The sequence below is a fragment of the Massilia sp. TS11 genome (assembly GCF_022012445.1).
In the GTDB taxonomy this organism is placed as follows: Bacteria; Pseudomonadota; Gammaproteobacteria; order Burkholderiales; family Burkholderiaceae_D; genus Telluria.
Genome location: NZ_JAKLTS010000002.1, coordinates 1 through 13,676 on the forward strand (window position 1 = coordinate 1; position 13,676 = coordinate 13,676).

At 66.5% G+C, this 13,676-nt stretch carries 15 protein-coding genes; 8 read left to right on the top strand and 7 right to left on the bottom strand.

What is annotated here, in order from left to right; genetic code table 11:
• Positions 1–23 precede the first annotated feature (23 nt).
• The 5 genes from LZ005_RS03465 to LZ005_RS03485 form a co-directional block, all read right to left on the bottom strand.
• Positions 24–1,547 carry a retroviral-like aspartic protease family protein gene (locus LZ005_RS03465; RefSeq protein ID WP_237804733.1) on the bottom strand — a complete coding sequence of 508 codons (1,524 nt, stop codon included), beginning with the start codon at positions 1,545–1,547 and terminating at the stop codon, positions 24–26.
• A gap of 10 nt (positions 1,548–1,557) precedes the next feature.
• Complete coding sequence (locus LZ005_RS03470) at positions 1,558–2,535, bottom strand: pepsin/retropepsin-like aspartic protease family protein (protein WP_237804735.1); 978 nt, start codon at positions 2,533–2,535, stop codon at positions 1,558–1,560.
• Positions 2,536–2,558: 23 nt separating this feature from the next.
• Complete coding sequence (locus LZ005_RS03475) at positions 2,559–3,584, bottom strand: retropepsin-like aspartic protease (protein WP_237804737.1); 1,026 nt, start codon at positions 3,582–3,584, stop codon at positions 2,559–2,561.
• A gap of 70 nt (positions 3,585–3,654) precedes the next feature.
• Positions 3,655–4,074, bottom strand: a complete 420-nt coding sequence (locus LZ005_RS03480; protein WP_237804739.1) for a DUF1841 family protein — start codon at positions 4,072–4,074, stop codon at positions 3,655–3,657.
• A gap of 36 nt (positions 4,075–4,110) precedes the next feature.
• A complete protein-coding gene (locus LZ005_RS03485; RefSeq protein WP_237804741.1) occupies positions 4,111–4,680 on the bottom strand; it encodes an RNA pyrophosphohydrolase in 570 nt (189 codons plus the stop codon).
• A 197-nt stretch (positions 4,681–4,877) separates the two neighbouring features.
• On the opposite strand from LZ005_RS03485, the gene LZ005_RS03490 reads away from it, so the two are divergent.
• On the top strand, positions 4,878–6,599 hold the full coding sequence (locus LZ005_RS03490; protein WP_237804743.1) for a proline--tRNA ligase: 1,722 nt from the start codon (positions 4,878–4,880) through the stop codon (positions 6,597–6,599).
• On the top strand, positions 6,596–7,195 hold the full coding sequence (locus LZ005_RS03495; RefSeq protein ID WP_237804745.1) for a lytic transglycosylase domain-containing protein: 600 nt from the start codon (positions 6,596–6,598) through the stop codon (positions 7,193–7,195). Before LZ005_RS03490 ends, LZ005_RS03495 begins: the two co-directional genes overlap by 4 nt.
• A gap of 54 nt (positions 7,196–7,249) precedes the next feature.
• Here the strand turns inward: LZ005_RS03495 and LZ005_RS03500 are convergent, their stop codons facing one another.
• Positions 7,250–7,639, bottom strand: a complete 390-nt coding sequence (locus tag LZ005_RS03500) for an SWIB/MDM2 domain-containing protein (protein ID WP_237804747.1) — start codon at positions 7,637–7,639, stop codon at positions 7,250–7,252.
• 217 nt (positions 7,640–7,856) lie between these two features.
• On the opposite strand from LZ005_RS03500, the gene LZ005_RS03505 reads away from it, so the two are divergent.
• Positions 7,857–8,474, top strand: coding sequence for a DUF3267 domain-containing protein (locus LZ005_RS03505; RefSeq protein WP_237804749.1), 618 nt, complete (start codon positions 7,857–7,859; stop codon positions 8,472–8,474).
• Between the two features lie 25 nt (positions 8,475–8,499).
• Here LZ005_RS03505 and ffh read toward each other — a convergent pair whose 3' ends face one another.
• Positions 8,500–9,867, bottom strand: coding sequence for a signal recognition particle protein (ffh, locus tag LZ005_RS03510; RefSeq protein WP_237804751.1), 1,368 nt, complete (start codon positions 9,865–9,867; stop codon positions 8,500–8,502).
• A gap of 139 nt (positions 9,868–10,006) precedes the next feature.
• Between ffh and LZ005_RS03515 the strand changes: the two genes are divergently transcribed.
• The 5 genes from LZ005_RS03515 to LZ005_RS03535 are packed head-to-tail and all read left to right on the top strand — an operon-like array spanning position 10,007 to position 13,673.
• Positions 10,007–10,966 (top strand): ABC transporter substrate-binding protein, encoded by a 960-nt coding sequence (locus LZ005_RS03515; RefSeq protein ID WP_237804753.1) that lies wholly within the window; start codon positions 10,007–10,009, stop codon positions 10,964–10,966.
• A gap of 3 nt (positions 10,967–10,969) precedes the next feature.
• The gene (locus LZ005_RS03520; RefSeq protein ID WP_237804755.1) at positions 10,970–11,788 is read left to right on the top strand and encodes an ABC transporter permease; all 819 of its coding nucleotides are present in this window, start codon (positions 10,970–10,972) and stop codon (positions 11,786–11,788) included.
• A gap of 1 nt (position 11,789) precedes the next feature.
• Positions 11,790–12,587, top strand: a complete 798-nt coding sequence (locus tag LZ005_RS03525) for an ABC transporter ATP-binding protein (RefSeq protein WP_237804757.1) — start codon at positions 11,790–11,792, stop codon at positions 12,585–12,587.
• 28 nt (positions 12,588–12,615) lie between these two features.
• Entirely contained in the window at positions 12,616–13,422 is an 807-nt protein-coding gene (locus LZ005_RS03530; RefSeq protein WP_237804759.1) for an inner membrane protein YpjD, read from the top strand.
• The gene (locus LZ005_RS03535; protein ID WP_237804761.1) at positions 13,419–13,673 is read left to right on the top strand and encodes a PP0621 family protein; all 255 of its coding nucleotides are present in this window, start codon (positions 13,419–13,421) and stop codon (positions 13,671–13,673) included. The genes LZ005_RS03530 and LZ005_RS03535 overlap by 4 nt, the downstream gene beginning before the upstream one ends.
• Positions 13,674–13,676: the final 3 nt, after the last annotated feature.

Genomic DNA, 13,676 nt, shown 5'->3' on the forward strand with positions numbered 1-13,676 from the left:
TTATGGGGCAATTGGGCTCGGGCTTAGGGTTGGGCCAGCGCCTTGCGGGCGGCTTGCTGCTCGGTGCTGGCCGCTGGACAGCTGGCGGCGGCGCGTTCGTACAGGGCGCGTGCGCGCGTCTGGTCGGCCGCGATCAGCAGCGTGAAGCAGCGGCGCGCGGCCGGCGCGACGGCGGCTGCGTCGATCTGGGCCAGCACGGCGTCGAGCGTCTGTTCGCCCTGCAGCAGGCTGAGCACGGGCATTGGCCAGCGCTCGTTGTCGAGCTGGCTGCGCGCGGCCTGCAGCTGGCTGGCGGCGGCCGCCTCCTGGCCGCTGCGCTGCAGGGCCACGGTGTATAGGATCTGGGTCGTCAGGTCGGCCGGGTTGAAGCGCACGTAGCCGGCCAGGGCGGTGGCCGCGGCCGCAAAGTCGCGCGCGACGTAGGCCTGTGTGCCCAGGAACTGTTGGGCCATGGGCATGCCTTCGGCGGCTGCCTGGCGCAGCAGGGTCTGGCCGGCCTCGCGCTCGGCCGCGTCGCGCCCGTTGTTGAGCTGGTCGACGCCCAAGGCGTACTGGGCGTCGGCATTGCCGTCCTGGGCCTCGGCCTCGATGAAGCGGCGCCGCAGGGCCCGGTCGGCCTGGAAGGGCTCGCCGCCGGTGTAGCTGAGGTAGACCTTGCGCTGCACGCCGGAAATCAGCACGCGGTGGGCGCGCAGGAAGTCGGCGCCAAGCAGCATCTCGACGCGGTTCACGCCATTGCTCATGCTCAGTTCGCCGAGATTGATCTTGACGTCCTCGATGCGCTCGCTGCCGACCTCAAAGCTGCGCACCGGCACCAGCATATTCGCGACGCTGGCGTCGCCGATGCCGACCGCGCGCCCGTTGGGGCGGGCGCCCGGCATGTCGGGCGTGAGGCCGGCACGGCGCCCGGCCGCGCTGCTGATGACGGTGGCGGTGGCGCCGCTGTCGATCATCGCTTGCACGGGCACGCCATTGACCTGGACCGTGATCAGCGGCGCCTTGTACAGGTTGAAGTCGCCTTCGATCGGCAGCACCTGGGCTTGCGCGTCCCAATACGCCAGATGGGCGTCGCCGCAGTCGCGCGGCAGGAAGAAATTCACATGCTTCTTGCCCAGGTCGAGTTCGAGATCGGCCTGGAACATCCAGTCGCGCCCGACGATGGCGGCCAGCCAGGGCGGCGCGCCGAAGTCGTCGAGCACGCGGTAGCGCCGGTTCTGCGCGGGGCGCGAACTGCCGACCGCGAAACTCTTCACGGCGGCGCTCTGGATGCGGGCGCTGCCGCCGACGCCCTGGTGGACCTCGTCGGTCTGCTGGGTCGGCAGGTCGAGCCGGCGCGCATAGCCGCCGAAAATCGAGGTCAGGCTGGCGCCGGTGTCGAACAGCATCGGCACCTTCTGGCCGTTGATGCTGCCGTCGATCGTCACCTGCAGGCTCGGCGTCGTGTAGCGCAGCTCGGCCTCGCCCACTTTGATGAACTTGCAGCTCTCGGCCGCCCGGGCCGGCGCCACGGCCAGCAGCAGACTGGCCAGGATCAGGGGCGTGCGCATCTGGCCTCCTTCAGCGTAGCAGGGCCTGGGCGTCGGGATTGCCGGCGCGCGCCTCGCGCCGCACCAGCTCGCGCCAGTCGTCTTCACTATTGGCGAAGGCCGGACCGCCCAGGTGGCTGATGTAGACGGCGCGCTGGCTGACGGCCATCAGCACGCGGTGCTGGCGCAGAAAATCGAGGCCGAGCCAGAGCTCGGGCGCTTCCTCCGGCTTGCCGTAGTAGACCAGCGGGCCGACGCGCAGGCGCACCCCGGCGATCAGCTCGTCGCCGATGCGCAGCTGGTTGATCGGCTTGGTCTTGCGCGGGCCGTCGCTGGCGCTGTCGGCCAGGCCGAGGCGTGCGGCGGCGCGTTCGCTGAGCATCGAATACGGTTCGCTGCTCATCACGACCGCGCGCAGGGTCTCGCCATTGAGCTGGACTTCGATCTGGGCGTGGCGCGGACCGCCGGTCTCGTCGGCCATGCTGAGCACGCTGGCCTTGTCGTCCCAGTAGCCCATGAAGGCTTGCTCGCAATGCTGGGCGGCGAAGAAGTTCAGCTGGTGGGCGGCCAGGTGGAATTCGACATTGTTCTGGTACAGGAAATCGCGCCCGACCACGGCCACGAAGGGCAGCTGGGCGTCGCCCTCGTCGTACACGAGCAGCTTGCCCTTGATGGCGCGCGCCGGGCCGACCGCGAATTCATCGACGCTGGCCATGTAGACCGGGCGCTGCTCGTCGCCGCTCAGGGCCTTGACGAAGCTGGCGCGCATCGCCAGGCCGGACTTCTCCAGCGGGGCGCGCAGCAGGCCGGTATCCGAGGTGCCGGTCGACAGCAGCATCGGCGCGCTGCGGCCATTGAGGCGGCCGTCGACGACGGGCAGCAGGGCGGGTCCGGCCAGGCGCACCGGCAGGCTGCCGAGCGCTTGCAGTTCGCAGCGCGGCGCGGGTTCGGCCTGGCTGGCGCTGGCCAGCAGCAGGGCCGCAAGCACGATCACGGGTCGCAGCAGCATGTGTTCTCCTTGGTGGGGGCGGCTCAGCGCGGCTTGATCAGGCGCTGGGCGTCGGGATTGCCGGCCTCGGCTTCGCGGCGGATGCGTGCGCTGCGGTCCTCGCGGCTGTTGGCGATCGGATTGCCGTCCTGGTAGCTGATATACACCTTGCTCTGGCTGGGCGCGATCAGGACGCGGTGGTGCAGCAGAAAATCGTCGCCGATCAGGATGTCGGTCGAAAACGCCTCGTTGGTGGCGCCCATGGTGCCGACCATCAGGCGCGCGCCTTCGATCTTTTCGTCGCCGATCGCGATTTCCTTGACCGGCACCAGCAGGGTGTCGCGCACGGCCTCGCCGATGCCCATCATGCGTCCGCCCGACTGCACGCCGGCGCCGTCCAGGGCCAGGCCGATGCGTTCGGCGGTGGCCTTGTCGAGGGTGGTCAGGGCGGCGCCGCTGTCGATGATGGCATGCACGGGCTGGCCATTGATGTGGACGCTGAAGGCGCCCATGCGGCGCGCCCTGGCGTCATTGGACATCGGCAGCACCACGGCGTTCTGGTCCCAGTAGGCCAGATGGGCGCGCTCGCAGTTCTTGGGGCGGAAGAAGTTGATCTTGCTGTGGCCGAGGTCGAGCTCGAGATCGGCCTGGAACAGGAAGTCGCGTCCGACGATGGCGGCGAAGGGGAAGCCGGGCGCCATGTCGAGCACGCGCATGCGGCCGTGGCCGGCCTTGGCCGGACCGACGGCGAACTGGTCGACCGTGGCCAGCAGCATCTCGGTCTGGCCGCCGACCCCGTTGCTCAGCAGGTAGTTGTCGGACTGGCGCAGGCTCACGCCGAGCTTGAGCATGTGCTCCTTGATCAGCGTGGTGGCGTAGGCGCCGGTATCGACCAGCATCGGCACGGTGTGGCCGTCGACCACGCCGTCGATCGTCGGCATCAGCGAACTGCCGCTAAAACGCACGGGCAGGCTGGCAATCTGCTGCATCTGGCAGCGTGGCGCGGCCTCCTCGGCCAGGGCGGGCAGGGCGAGCAGGGTGCTCAGGGCAAGCAGTACATGGCGCAGCATGATGTCAATATACAAACAAAAGGCGCATCATACCGCAGGATGCCGTTTTGACAGGTTTAATTTTTGGTAATCAGCGCTTTTTGACGCATTCGACATACGCCGCACCATCGGGCGGCTGTCCATTGCGCTGCGCCGTCCACAGCATTTCGCCCAGACACTCCATCACCTGGTGGTGGGCCTCATGCAGGGAACCCAAGCGCAGAGCGAGGGCGGCGGTGGCGGCGCGGATGCCGGGCGGCTGGTCGATCGAGTACTGCTCGGTGATCGACAGGTGCATCGACAGGTGCAGGAAGGGATTGACGCCCTCGGCGCCCGAATAGTCCTTGGCGATGGCGGCCTCGACGTCGGCCAGCTCGGCATGGTACTCGGGATGCTCGGCGATCCAGTCGGCGGCCAGGGTTTCGAGCGGGGTCAGGATGGCGTTCTCGAGACGCTTGCGCTGCACTTCACAAAAGAAGCGCCGCACATCGTGGGAAGACGGTGTGAACATGGTGGTGTAGGGGGCGGCGGGCAGCCGCCGCCCGGTTTATTTGCTGGAGTCGAGCACCTCGGCCACGGCCGGGGCGGGCGGATTGACACGCGGCTGGCGCAGATAGCGTGCGTTCTGGCGCCGGTCGCCGCGCGGCGGCTGCAGGAAGCGCGACAGCTCCTGCAGGGCCTTCTGGTAAACCTCGCGCTTGAATTCGATCACGGTGTCGAGCGGGACCCAGTAGTCATGCCAGCGCCAGGCGTCGAATTCCGGATGGTCGGTCAGGCGCAGATTGACGTCATTGTCGCGCGCGACCATGCGCAGCAGGAACCAGATCTGCTTCTGGCCGCGATAATGGCCGCGGATCTCGCGCTTGATGTAGTGGTCGGGCACTTCATAGCGCAGCCAGTCGCGCGTGCGGCCAATGATCTTCACATGGTCGCGGCGCAGACCGATTTCCTCTTCCAGTTCGCGGTACATCGCCTGTTCCGGCGTTTCACCGTATTTAATTCCCCCTTGCGGGAACTGCCACGAGTGCTCGCGCACCCGCTTTCCCCACCACACCTCGTTCTGGGCGTTGAGCAGGATGATGCCGACGTTGGGGCGGAAGCCTTCACGGTCGAGCATAGTGCACCTCGAGTCTTTCTGCGGCGGCGCGTCCTCTTCAGGTTACCCACGCGGCCGGACAAGCCCGCGCGGCGCCGCGTTTGGGCGGCGAAGCGGGGGCTTTCGGCCCTGTTTGTAGAAAGTTTGGACGCATCTGCCAGCTAATCCTTTAAAATTAGGTCGATTATAAACTCCATTTTTCAAAAGAATTCATCGATATGCGAGCCTCGCGATATTTTATTTCCACCTTAAAGGAAGCCCCCTCGGACGCGGAAATCGTCAGCCACCAGCTGATGATGCGCGCGGGGATGATCAAGCGTCTGTCGGCCGGCATCTACACCTATATGCCGATGGGCCTGCGCGTGATCCGCAAAGTCGAGGCCATCATCAAGGAGGAAATGAACCGTTCGGGCGCGATCGAGCTGCTGATGCCGGTCGTGCAGCCGGCCGAGCTGTGGCAGGAAACGGGCCGCTGGGACAAGATGGGCCCCGAGCTGATGCGCGTGAAAGACCGCCACGGGCGCGACTACGCGATCCAGCCGACTTCGGAGGAAGTGATCACCGACGTCGTGCGCTCGGAGATCAAGAGCTACCGCCAGCTGCCGGTCAACTTCTACCACGTCCAGACCAAATTCCGCGACGAGCGCCGCCCGCGCTTCGGCCTGATGCGCGGCCGCGAATTCACGATGAAGGACGCCTACTCGTTTGACCGCGATGTGGCCGGCATGCAGCAGTCCTACCAGATCATGTACGACGCCTATGTGCGCATCTTCAACCGCTTCGGCCTGAAGTTCCGCGCCGTGGCGGCCGACAATGGCGCCATCGGCGGTTCCGGCTCGCACGAATTCCACGTGATCGCCCACACCGGCGAAGACGCGCTCGTGTATTGCCCTGACTCCGACTACGCGGCCAATATGGAAGCGGCCGAGGCCCTGCCCCTGATCGCCAGCCGCGCGCCCGCGGCCGAGCCGCTGGTCAAGACCCCGACCCTGAACACCACCAAGTGCGAGCACGTGGCCCATCTGCTCGGCATTCCGCTCGAGCGCACCGTCAAGTCGATCGCCCTGACGGTCGAGACCGAGGGCGGGCGCGAGAACTGGCTGCTGCTGCTGCGCGGCGACCACGAACTCAATGAAGTCAAGGTCGGCAAGGTGGCGGGCCTGGGCGCCTTCCGCTTCGCCAGCGAAGCCGAGATCGTCGAGACCTATGGCACCGTGCCTGGCTACCTGGGCCCGCTCAATGCCAAGCTGCCGCTGAAGGTGGTGGCTGACCGCACCGTCGCCAACATGGCCGACTTCGTCTGCGGCGCGAATGAGGAACACCACCACTACACGGGCGTGAACTGGGGCCGCGACCTGCCCGAGCCGATCGTGGCCGATCTGCGCAATGTGGTCGAGGGCGATCCCTCGCCGGACGGCAAGGGCCAGCTGCTGATCGAACGCGGCATCGAAGTCGGCCACGTGTTCCAGCTCGGCACCCGCTATTCGGCCGACATGGGCTGCACCTATCTGGACGAGCAGCAAAAGCCGGTGCCGATCCAGATGGGCTGCTACGGTATCGGCGTGACCCGCATCCTGGGCGCCGCGATCGAGCAGAACTTCGACGACAAGGGCATCATCTGGCCGGCCGCGATCGCCCCGTTCGAAGTCGTGCTGTGCCCGATGGGCTATGACCGCAGCGAGCTGGTCAAGGCCGAAACCGACCAGCTGTACGCGGCCCTGCTGGGCGCCGGCGTCGACGTCGTGCTCGACGACCGCGGCCTGCGCCCGGGCGCCATGTTCGCCGACTGGGAGCTGATCGGCATTCCGCACCGCGTCGTCATCGGCGAGCGCGGCCTCAAGGATGGCAAGCTCGAGTACCAGGGCCGGCGCGATGCCGAAGCCACGGTGGTCGAGGTCGCCGAGATGCTGGCCCTGATCAAGGGCAAACTGGCGCAGTGAAGCGCAGAGCCGGCCGGTGGCTGCTGGTGCTGGCCTGCCTGACGGCAGGCGCGGCCCAGGCCGGCAATCAGAAGGAAGAGGTGCTGGCCGACAGCGTGCGCCTGGCCCTGGCCAACGCGATCAAGGACGCCAGTCCGCCGGTGCCGCAGTTCCGCGATGCGGCCGCGCGCGGCCAGTACGAGCAGTGGTTCAGCGCCATGTCCTTCCGTCTGCAGCGCAAGCTGCCGGATGCGCAGACGCGCCGCGAATTTCTGCAGACGGCCTGGTACGAGGCCAAGCGCGCCGGGCTCGATCCGGGCCTGGTGCTCGGCCTGATCCAGGTCGAGTCGGCCTACCGCAAGTATGCGATCTCGATTGCCGGCGCGCGCGGCCTGATGCAGGTGATGCCGTTCTGGACGCGCGTGATCGGCGACGGCGACCGCTCCAAGCTGTTCCATATGCAGACCAATCTGCGCTACGGCTGCGCGATCCTGCGCATGTATCTCGACATGGAAAACGGCAATCTCTTCCTCGCCCTGGGCCGCTACAACGGCAGCCGCGGCCGGCCCGAATATCCGAACGCCGTGCTGCGCGCCTGGCAGGCCTGGCGCCTGTAGGCGCCAAGAAAAAAGGCCCCGACGGGGCCTTTGTTTCGTGTGCGCGGGCGCGGCTTATTTGAGGTGGCCGGAGATCAGCTTGGTCATCTCGAACATCGACACTTGCGCTTTGCCGCCGAACACGGCCTTGAGCTTGTCGTCGCCGTTGATCATGCGCTTGTTCTCGGCATCCTGCAGCTTGTGCTTCTTGATATAGTCCCAGACCTTTTTGGTCACTTCCGTGCGCGGCAGCGCAGCGGCGCCGACGACGGCGGCCAGCTGGGCCGACGGGGTCATGGCCTTCATGAAGGCGGCGTTCGGCTTGCGCGGAGCGGCCGGCTTCTTGGCGGCGGCCGGCTTGGCGGCCGGCTTGGCAGCGGCTTTGGCGGGAGCGGCTTTCTTCACAGCCGGTTTGGCTGCGGCTTTCTTGGCGGGTGCTGCAGAAGTTTTCTTGGCTGTTGCCATATTCGGGCCTCCTAAACAAACACGTGGGTAAATGCGCAATCAATCGCACCGGCTTATATTCGTAGTGTTTGGACCTTGTGGCAAGTGTTTTTCGTTATTTTTCTTAGAAATTGACCAAAACCGTCGGAAAGCACCACGCCATGCGGGCTGCGGCGCTTGCCGCGCGCGCCCGGCTGGGGGAGAATGCGGGCCTTTTCCGCCTTTGCCCGCTGCTCCGATGACGCCCGAGATTCTCCAGAACCGCCGCTATTTCACCCCCGTCTGGGAACTCGACCATGCGGCCCTCGGCCCGGCCCTGAAACCCTGGGTGCTGCGCCGCACCGGGCTGTCCGCCGTGTATGTGATGCTGAGTCTGGTGGCCGGGGCGCTGGTCGCCTGGCATGGGGTGGGCGCCCATCTCGATCTGCTGCGCGTGCTGATCTACACCTGCCTGGGTGTGACGGCCGGCTTCCTGTTGCTGCTGCCGCTGCATGAATGGGTGCATGCCCTGGTCTACCGCAGCAGCGGCGCCAGCGAGGTGGCCGTGCGCTACCAGTGGCGCACGCTGTCGGCCTATTGTGTGGCCGATCAGTTCGTGCTGGGCGGGGCGGCGTTTGAACTGGTCTGCATGGCCCCGCTGCTGATGCTGACGCCGCCGCTGGCGCTGGGCGCGCTGCTGTTGTCGGGCAGCTGGGCCCTGGTCTGCACCGGGGCCCTGCTCGTGCATCTGGCCGCCTGCAGCGGCGATGTCGCGCTGATCAACTGGATCGGTCTGCACGAGCGCGAGCGCCTGTGGACCTATGATGATGTGAAGGCGGGGAAAAGCTATTTCTTCGCCCAGCACGCCCAGCCCTGATCGGCCGGGCGGCCGGGCGGCCGGCTCAGCGCATGCCGGGCATCATGCCCTTCATCGAGCGCATCATCTTCATCAGGCCGCCGCCCTTGAGCTTCTTCATCATGCCGGCCATCTGTTCGTACTGGGCCAGCATGCGGTTCACTTCCTGCACCTGCACCCCGGCGCCGGTGGCGATGCGGCGCTTGCGGGTGGCCTTGATCAGCTCGGGCTTGGCGCGCTCGGCCGGGGTCATCGCGTCGACGATGCCGATCATGCGGCGCACCTGCTTGTCGGCCTGGCCCATGTCGGCATTGCCGGCGGCCTGCTGGAACTGGGCCGGCAGCTTGTCGAGCAGGCCGGCCATGCCGCCCATCTTCTTCATCTGCAGCAGCTGGGCGCGGAAGTCGTTCATGTCGAAGCGCCCGCCGACCTTGATCTTGTTGGCCAGCTCGGCCGCGGCCTGGACGTCGACACCCTTGCGCGCTTCCTCGACCAGGGCGAGGATGTCGCCCATGCCGAGGATACGGTTGGCCATGCGCTGCGGGTCGAAGGCTTCGAGCCCGTCGATCTTTTCGGACACGCCGGCGAACTTGATCGGTTTGCCCGTGATGTGGCGCACCGACAGGGCGGCGCCGCCGCGCGAGTCGCCGTCGAGCTTGGTCAGTACGACGCCCGTCAGCGGCAGGGTCTCGTTGAAGGCCTTGGCCACATTGATGGCGTCCTGGCCGGCCATGGCGTCGACCACGAACAGGGTTTCGATCGGCTTGATGGCCGCATGCACGGCCGCGATCTCCTGCATCATCGCGGCATCGATGGCCAGGCGGCCGGCGGTGTCGACGATCAGCACATCGTGGTAGTGGCGCTTGGCCCAGTCGAGCGCGGCCAGCGCGATGTCGACCGGCTTTTGCGAGGGGTCGCTGGGGAAGAAGTCGGCGCCGACCTGTTCGGTCACCGTCTGCAGCTGGGCGATCGCGGCCGGACGGTAGACGTCGGCCGAGACGGTCAGCACTTTTTTCTTCTTCTCTTCGCGCAGGTATTTGGCCAGCTTGCCGACGGTGGTGGTCTTACCCACACCCTGCAGACCGGCCATGAGGATGATGGCCGGCGGCTGGGTGGCGAAATTGAGCTGGCTGGCTTCGGGGCCGAGGTCGCCGCCCATGATGGCGGCCAGTTCGCGCTGCACCACGCCGACCAGGGCCTGGCCGGGCGAGAGCGAACCGATGACCTCTTCGCCGAGGGCCTTTTCCTTGACCTTGGCAATGAATTCGCGCACGGCCGGCAGGGCCACGTCCGCCTCCAGCAGGGCCAGGCGCACTTCGCGCAGCATCTCGGCGGTGTTGGATTCGGTAAGGCGGGCCTCGCCGCGCATGGTCTTGACGACCTTGGCGAGGCGTTGAGTCAGATTGTCTAGCATGGTCTAGCTGGCAATAAAGCGGTCGACGAAACCGACATTTTACCCGATGGCCGCGCCGGGGCCTGCGTGTTTTCCCGTAGTGAAATGGCGCCGATTGCAGGTATAGTATCTGTATCCCATCTAACAACAGGAGAGACGCATGGCTGCAAAGACTGTGGGCAAGGCCCTGGTCCTGGCGGCGCTGCTCGCCGCTGGCGGCGCGCAGGCCCAGGAAGTGGTTCGGCTTGGTAACCTGAAATTCGCCCACTATGGCGCGGTGTCCTATATCAAGGAGATCGCCCCGAAATGCGGGATCAAGGTCGAGGAAAAAGTCTTCCCCAAGGGCCTCGACGTGATGCAGGCGATCATCGCCGGTGAGCTCGACGTCGGCACCACGGCCTCCGAGGCCGCCATCTCCGGCCGCGCCGGCGGCGCCCCCATCTATGTGGTGGCCGGCTTTGCCAAGGGCGGGGCGCGCCTGGTCGCGCGCAGCGATGTGCCGATCAAGTCGGTGAAAGACCTGAAAGGCAAGCGGGTCGGCGTCACGCGCGGTGGCATCCAGGAAGTGCTGCTGATGGCCGAGCTGCAGCAGGCCGGCCTGGCGGCCAGCGATGTGCAGCTGGTCTACCTGGCCTTCGCCGACCTCAACCAGGCGCTGCTGGGCAAGCAGATCGACGCCATGATGCAGTCCGAGCCGCAGTCCTCGCAGGCCATCAACAAGGGCTTCGGGGTCGAGGTGTTGAAACCCTATGACACCCCGATCGGCGAGCCGGTGCGCACCATGGTGATGACTGAGAAGTTCTACAAGGACAAGCGCGCCGTGGCCGAGAAGTTCATGCGCTGCTTCGTCGAGGCGACCAAGACCTTCATCGACAACAAGGCCGTGGCCGAAAAGTATGTGCGCGAGGTTGTGTTCAAGGGCCAGATCACCAAGGACGATTTCGACGATGCGATCGGCAATTCGCCGTATTCGTATGACGTCACGCCCCAGCACATCCAGATCACGACCGATGTGATGGTCAAGACCGGGGTCGGCAAGATGGCCAAGCCGCCCGTGGCCAGCGAATGGGTCAAGACCGACCTGCTCGAGGCGGCCAAGAAAAGCCTGGGCGTGAAGTAAGCGATGCAGCGCCGCGCGTGGAAGGAAATGGCGGTCGGGGCCGTGGTGCCGGCCGCCGTGGTGGCCCTGTGGCAGTTCGTCTGCATGCAGGGCTGGGTCAATCCGCAGGTGCTGCCGTCGCCGCTGGCGGTGGCGGAAAAGTGGCTCGCCTATCTGCTGCCGCTGCAGCCGTATAGCGGCGAGGGCAGCCGCCTGGCCTGGATGTTCTCGGGTGAACTGATCGGCGACGCCATCGGCAGCCTGTACCGCGTGGTGCTGGGCTTTCTGATCGGCGCCGGCCTGGCCCTGCCGCTCGGCCTGGCGATGGGGGCGAGCGCGCGCGTGTATGCGTGGTTCAACCCGCTGATCCAGATCCTGCGGCCGATTCCGCCGATCGCCTATATCCCCCTGTCGATCCTGTGGTTCGGTCTGGGCAATCCGCCGGCCGTGTTCCTGATCGCGCTCGGGGCCTTCTTCCCGGTGCTGATGAATACCATCGCCGGCGTGCGCCATGTGGACGGCATCTATATCCGTGCGGCGCGCAATCTGGGCGCCAGCGGCAGCACCCTGTTCCTGCGCGTGATTCTGCCGGCGGCCGTGCCCTATATCCTGTCCGGCGTGCGGATCGGGATCGGCACCGCCTTCATCGTCGTCATCGTGTCCGAGATGATTGCGGTGAACAATGGCCTCGGCTACCGCATCCTCGAGGCGCGCGAGTATTTTTGGTCCGACAAGATCGTGGCCGGCATGATCAGCATCGGCCTGATCGGCCTGGCCATCGACGTGGCCATGAACCGTCTGAATAATTATCTGCTGCGCTGGCACCGCGGCCTGGAGAACTGAGATGGCCGAGGCCCATATCGCCGTGCACGGCGTGAACAAGGTCTTTGCGACCCCGGGCGGCCCGGTGGTGGCCCTGAAGGACATTGAACTGAGCATCCCGCAGGGGCAGTTCGTCTGCCTGCTCGGCCCCTCGGGCTGCGGCAAGTCGACCCTGCTCAATGCGATTGCCGGCTTCTCGCTGCCCAGCAGCGGCAGCATCGTGGCCGACGGCCAGCCGGTCAGCGGCCCCGGACCCGAGCGCGGCATGGTGTTCCAGGAATACGCGCTGTTTCCGTGGATGACGGTCGAGGACAATATCGGCTTCGGGCTCGACATCAAAGGCCTGCCGCGCGCCCAGATCACGGCCCGCGTGCAGGAACTGATGGCCATGCTGCACCTGGCCGACTTCGCCAAGCGCTACCCGAAAGACCTGTCGGGCGGGATGCGCCAGCGCGTGGCGATTGCGCGCGTGCTGGCCCTGGATTCGCCGATCATGCTGATGGACGAGCCCTTCGGCGCCCTCGACGCGCTGACCCGCCGCAATCTGCAGGACGAGCTGCTGCGCCTGTGGGCCGAGCTGAAAAAGACCATCATCTTCGTCACCCACTCGATCGAAGAGGCGATCTATCTGGCCGACCGCATCATCGTCATGACCTACCGGCCCGGCACCATCAAGCGCGATATGATGATCAGCCTGCCGCGCCTGCGCGACCCGGCCGCGCCCGAGTTCAATGCCCTCAAGCGCGAACTCGGCCAGCTGGTGATGGAGGAGCAGCAGCGCCACCACGACGACGAACTGCGCATCGCCGCCGTCGATTGAGCGGAGCCGATGGTGTAGACTCGCGGGTATGCAAACCATCTTGTTTCTGGCGTCGGCCGCGCTGTACGCCATTTGCGCCCTGTTGCCCTCGCGTCAGGGGCGCGCGATTTCCGCTGTCACCGGCCTGGCCTGGCTGCTGCACGGCAGCGCCCTGGCCCAGGACCTGCTGGTCCCGGGCGCGCTGCGCCTCGGTTTCGCCCAGGTGCTGTCGGCCGCGATCTGGGTCTCGGTGGCCGCCTACTGGCTGGAAAACCGCAATTACGCGCTGGATGGCATGCGCCGCCTGGTCATGCCCAGCGCCCTGCTGACCAGCCTGCTGCCGCTGGCCTTCCCGGGTGCCGTGCTGGCGCTCGACGGCCGCTCGGCCCTGTTCGGCTGGCATATCGCCATCGCCATCCTCGCCTATGCGACCCTGACCATCGCCGCCTTCCACGCCGTGCTGATGGCCCTGCAGGAGTCGCATCTGCATATGCGCAAGCTGAACCAGGACGGCTGGCTGGCCCACGCGGTCGAGCAGCTGCCGGCCCTGCTGACGATGGAAAAACTGCTGTTCCGCCTGATCGGCTTCGGCTTCGTGCTGCTCAGCCTGACCGTGCTGTCGGGCGTGGTGTTCAGCGAGCAGCTGTTCGGGCGCGCCGTGCGCTGGGACCACAAGACCGTGTTCACCCTGCTGTCCTGGGTGCTGTTCGCGGTGCTGCTGGCCGGGCGCCGCTGGCGCGGCTGGCGCGGCAAGACGGCCCTGAGCTTCATGCTGGCCGGCTTTTCCACTCTGCTGCTGGCCTATGTCGGCAGCCGCTTCGTGATGGAAGTGATTTTGCATCGGGGTGTCGCATGAGCCGCCTGATTTTCTGGATCGTCCTGGTGCTGGTGGTGCTGTACGCCATCCGCGTCAAGCTCAAGGGTGAACAGCGCGCGGTGCCGCCGGCCCAGCCGGACCCGGGCCGCGCCAGCGGTTTCGCCACCCGCGGCGCCATCGAGGACATGGCCTGCTGCGCCCATTGCGGCGTCTACTTCCCGGTATCGGAGCAGGTCGAGGCGGACGGGCGCGTATACTGCAGCGCGGCGCACGCGCGCCAGCACGCCTGAGCG

Bases quoted from the DNA above. Each gene is read 5' to 3' on its own strand.
- LZ005_RS03500 (WP_237804747.1), bottom strand. From the start codon at position 7,639: ATGGCAACAGCCAAGAAAACTTCTGCAGCACCCGCCAAGAAAGCCGCA.
- LZ005_RS03530 (WP_237804759.1), top strand. From the start codon at position 12,616: ATGCAAACCATCTTGTTTCTGGCGTCGGCCGCGCTGTACGCCATTTGC.
- LZ005_RS03520 (WP_237804755.1), top strand. From the start codon at position 10,970: ATGCAGCGCCGCGCGTGGAAGGAAATGGCGGTCGGGGCCGTGGTGCCG.
- LZ005_RS03480 (WP_237804739.1), bottom strand. From the start codon at position 4,074: ATGTTCACACCGTCTTCCCACGATGTGCGGCGCTTCTTTTGTGAAGTG.
- LZ005_RS03515 (WP_237804753.1), top strand. From the start codon at position 10,007: ATGGCTGCAAAGACTGTGGGCAAGGCCCTGGTCCTGGCGGCGCTGCTC.
- LZ005_RS03505 (WP_237804749.1), top strand. From the start codon at position 7,857: ATGACGCCCGAGATTCTCCAGAACCGCCGCTATTTCACCCCCGTCTGG.
- LZ005_RS03535 (WP_237804761.1), top strand. From the start codon at position 13,419: ATGAGCCGCCTGATTTTCTGGATCGTCCTGGTGCTGGTGGTGCTGTAC.
- LZ005_RS03465 (WP_237804733.1), bottom strand. From the start codon at position 1,547: ATGCGCACGCCCCTGATCCTGGCCAGTCTGCTGCTGGCCGTGGCGCCG.
- LZ005_RS03475 (WP_237804737.1), bottom strand. From the start codon at position 3,584: ATGCTGCGCCATGTACTGCTTGCCCTGAGCACCCTGCTCGCCCTGCCC.
- LZ005_RS03470 (WP_237804735.1), bottom strand. From the start codon at position 2,535: ATGCTGCTGCGACCCGTGATCGTGCTTGCGGCCCTGCTGCTGGCCAGC.
- LZ005_RS03525 (WP_237804757.1), top strand. From the start codon at position 11,790: ATGGCCGAGGCCCATATCGCCGTGCACGGCGTGAACAAGGTCTTTGCG.
- LZ005_RS03485 (WP_237804741.1), bottom strand. From the start codon at position 4,680: ATGCTCGACCGTGAAGGCTTCCGCCCCAACGTCGGCATCATCCTGCTC.
- LZ005_RS03490 (WP_237804743.1), top strand. From the start codon at position 4,878: ATGCGAGCCTCGCGATATTTTATTTCCACCTTAAAGGAAGCCCCCTCG.
- ffh (WP_237804751.1), bottom strand. From the start codon at position 9,867: ATGCTAGACAATCTGACTCAACGCCTCGCCAAGGTCGTCAAGACCATG.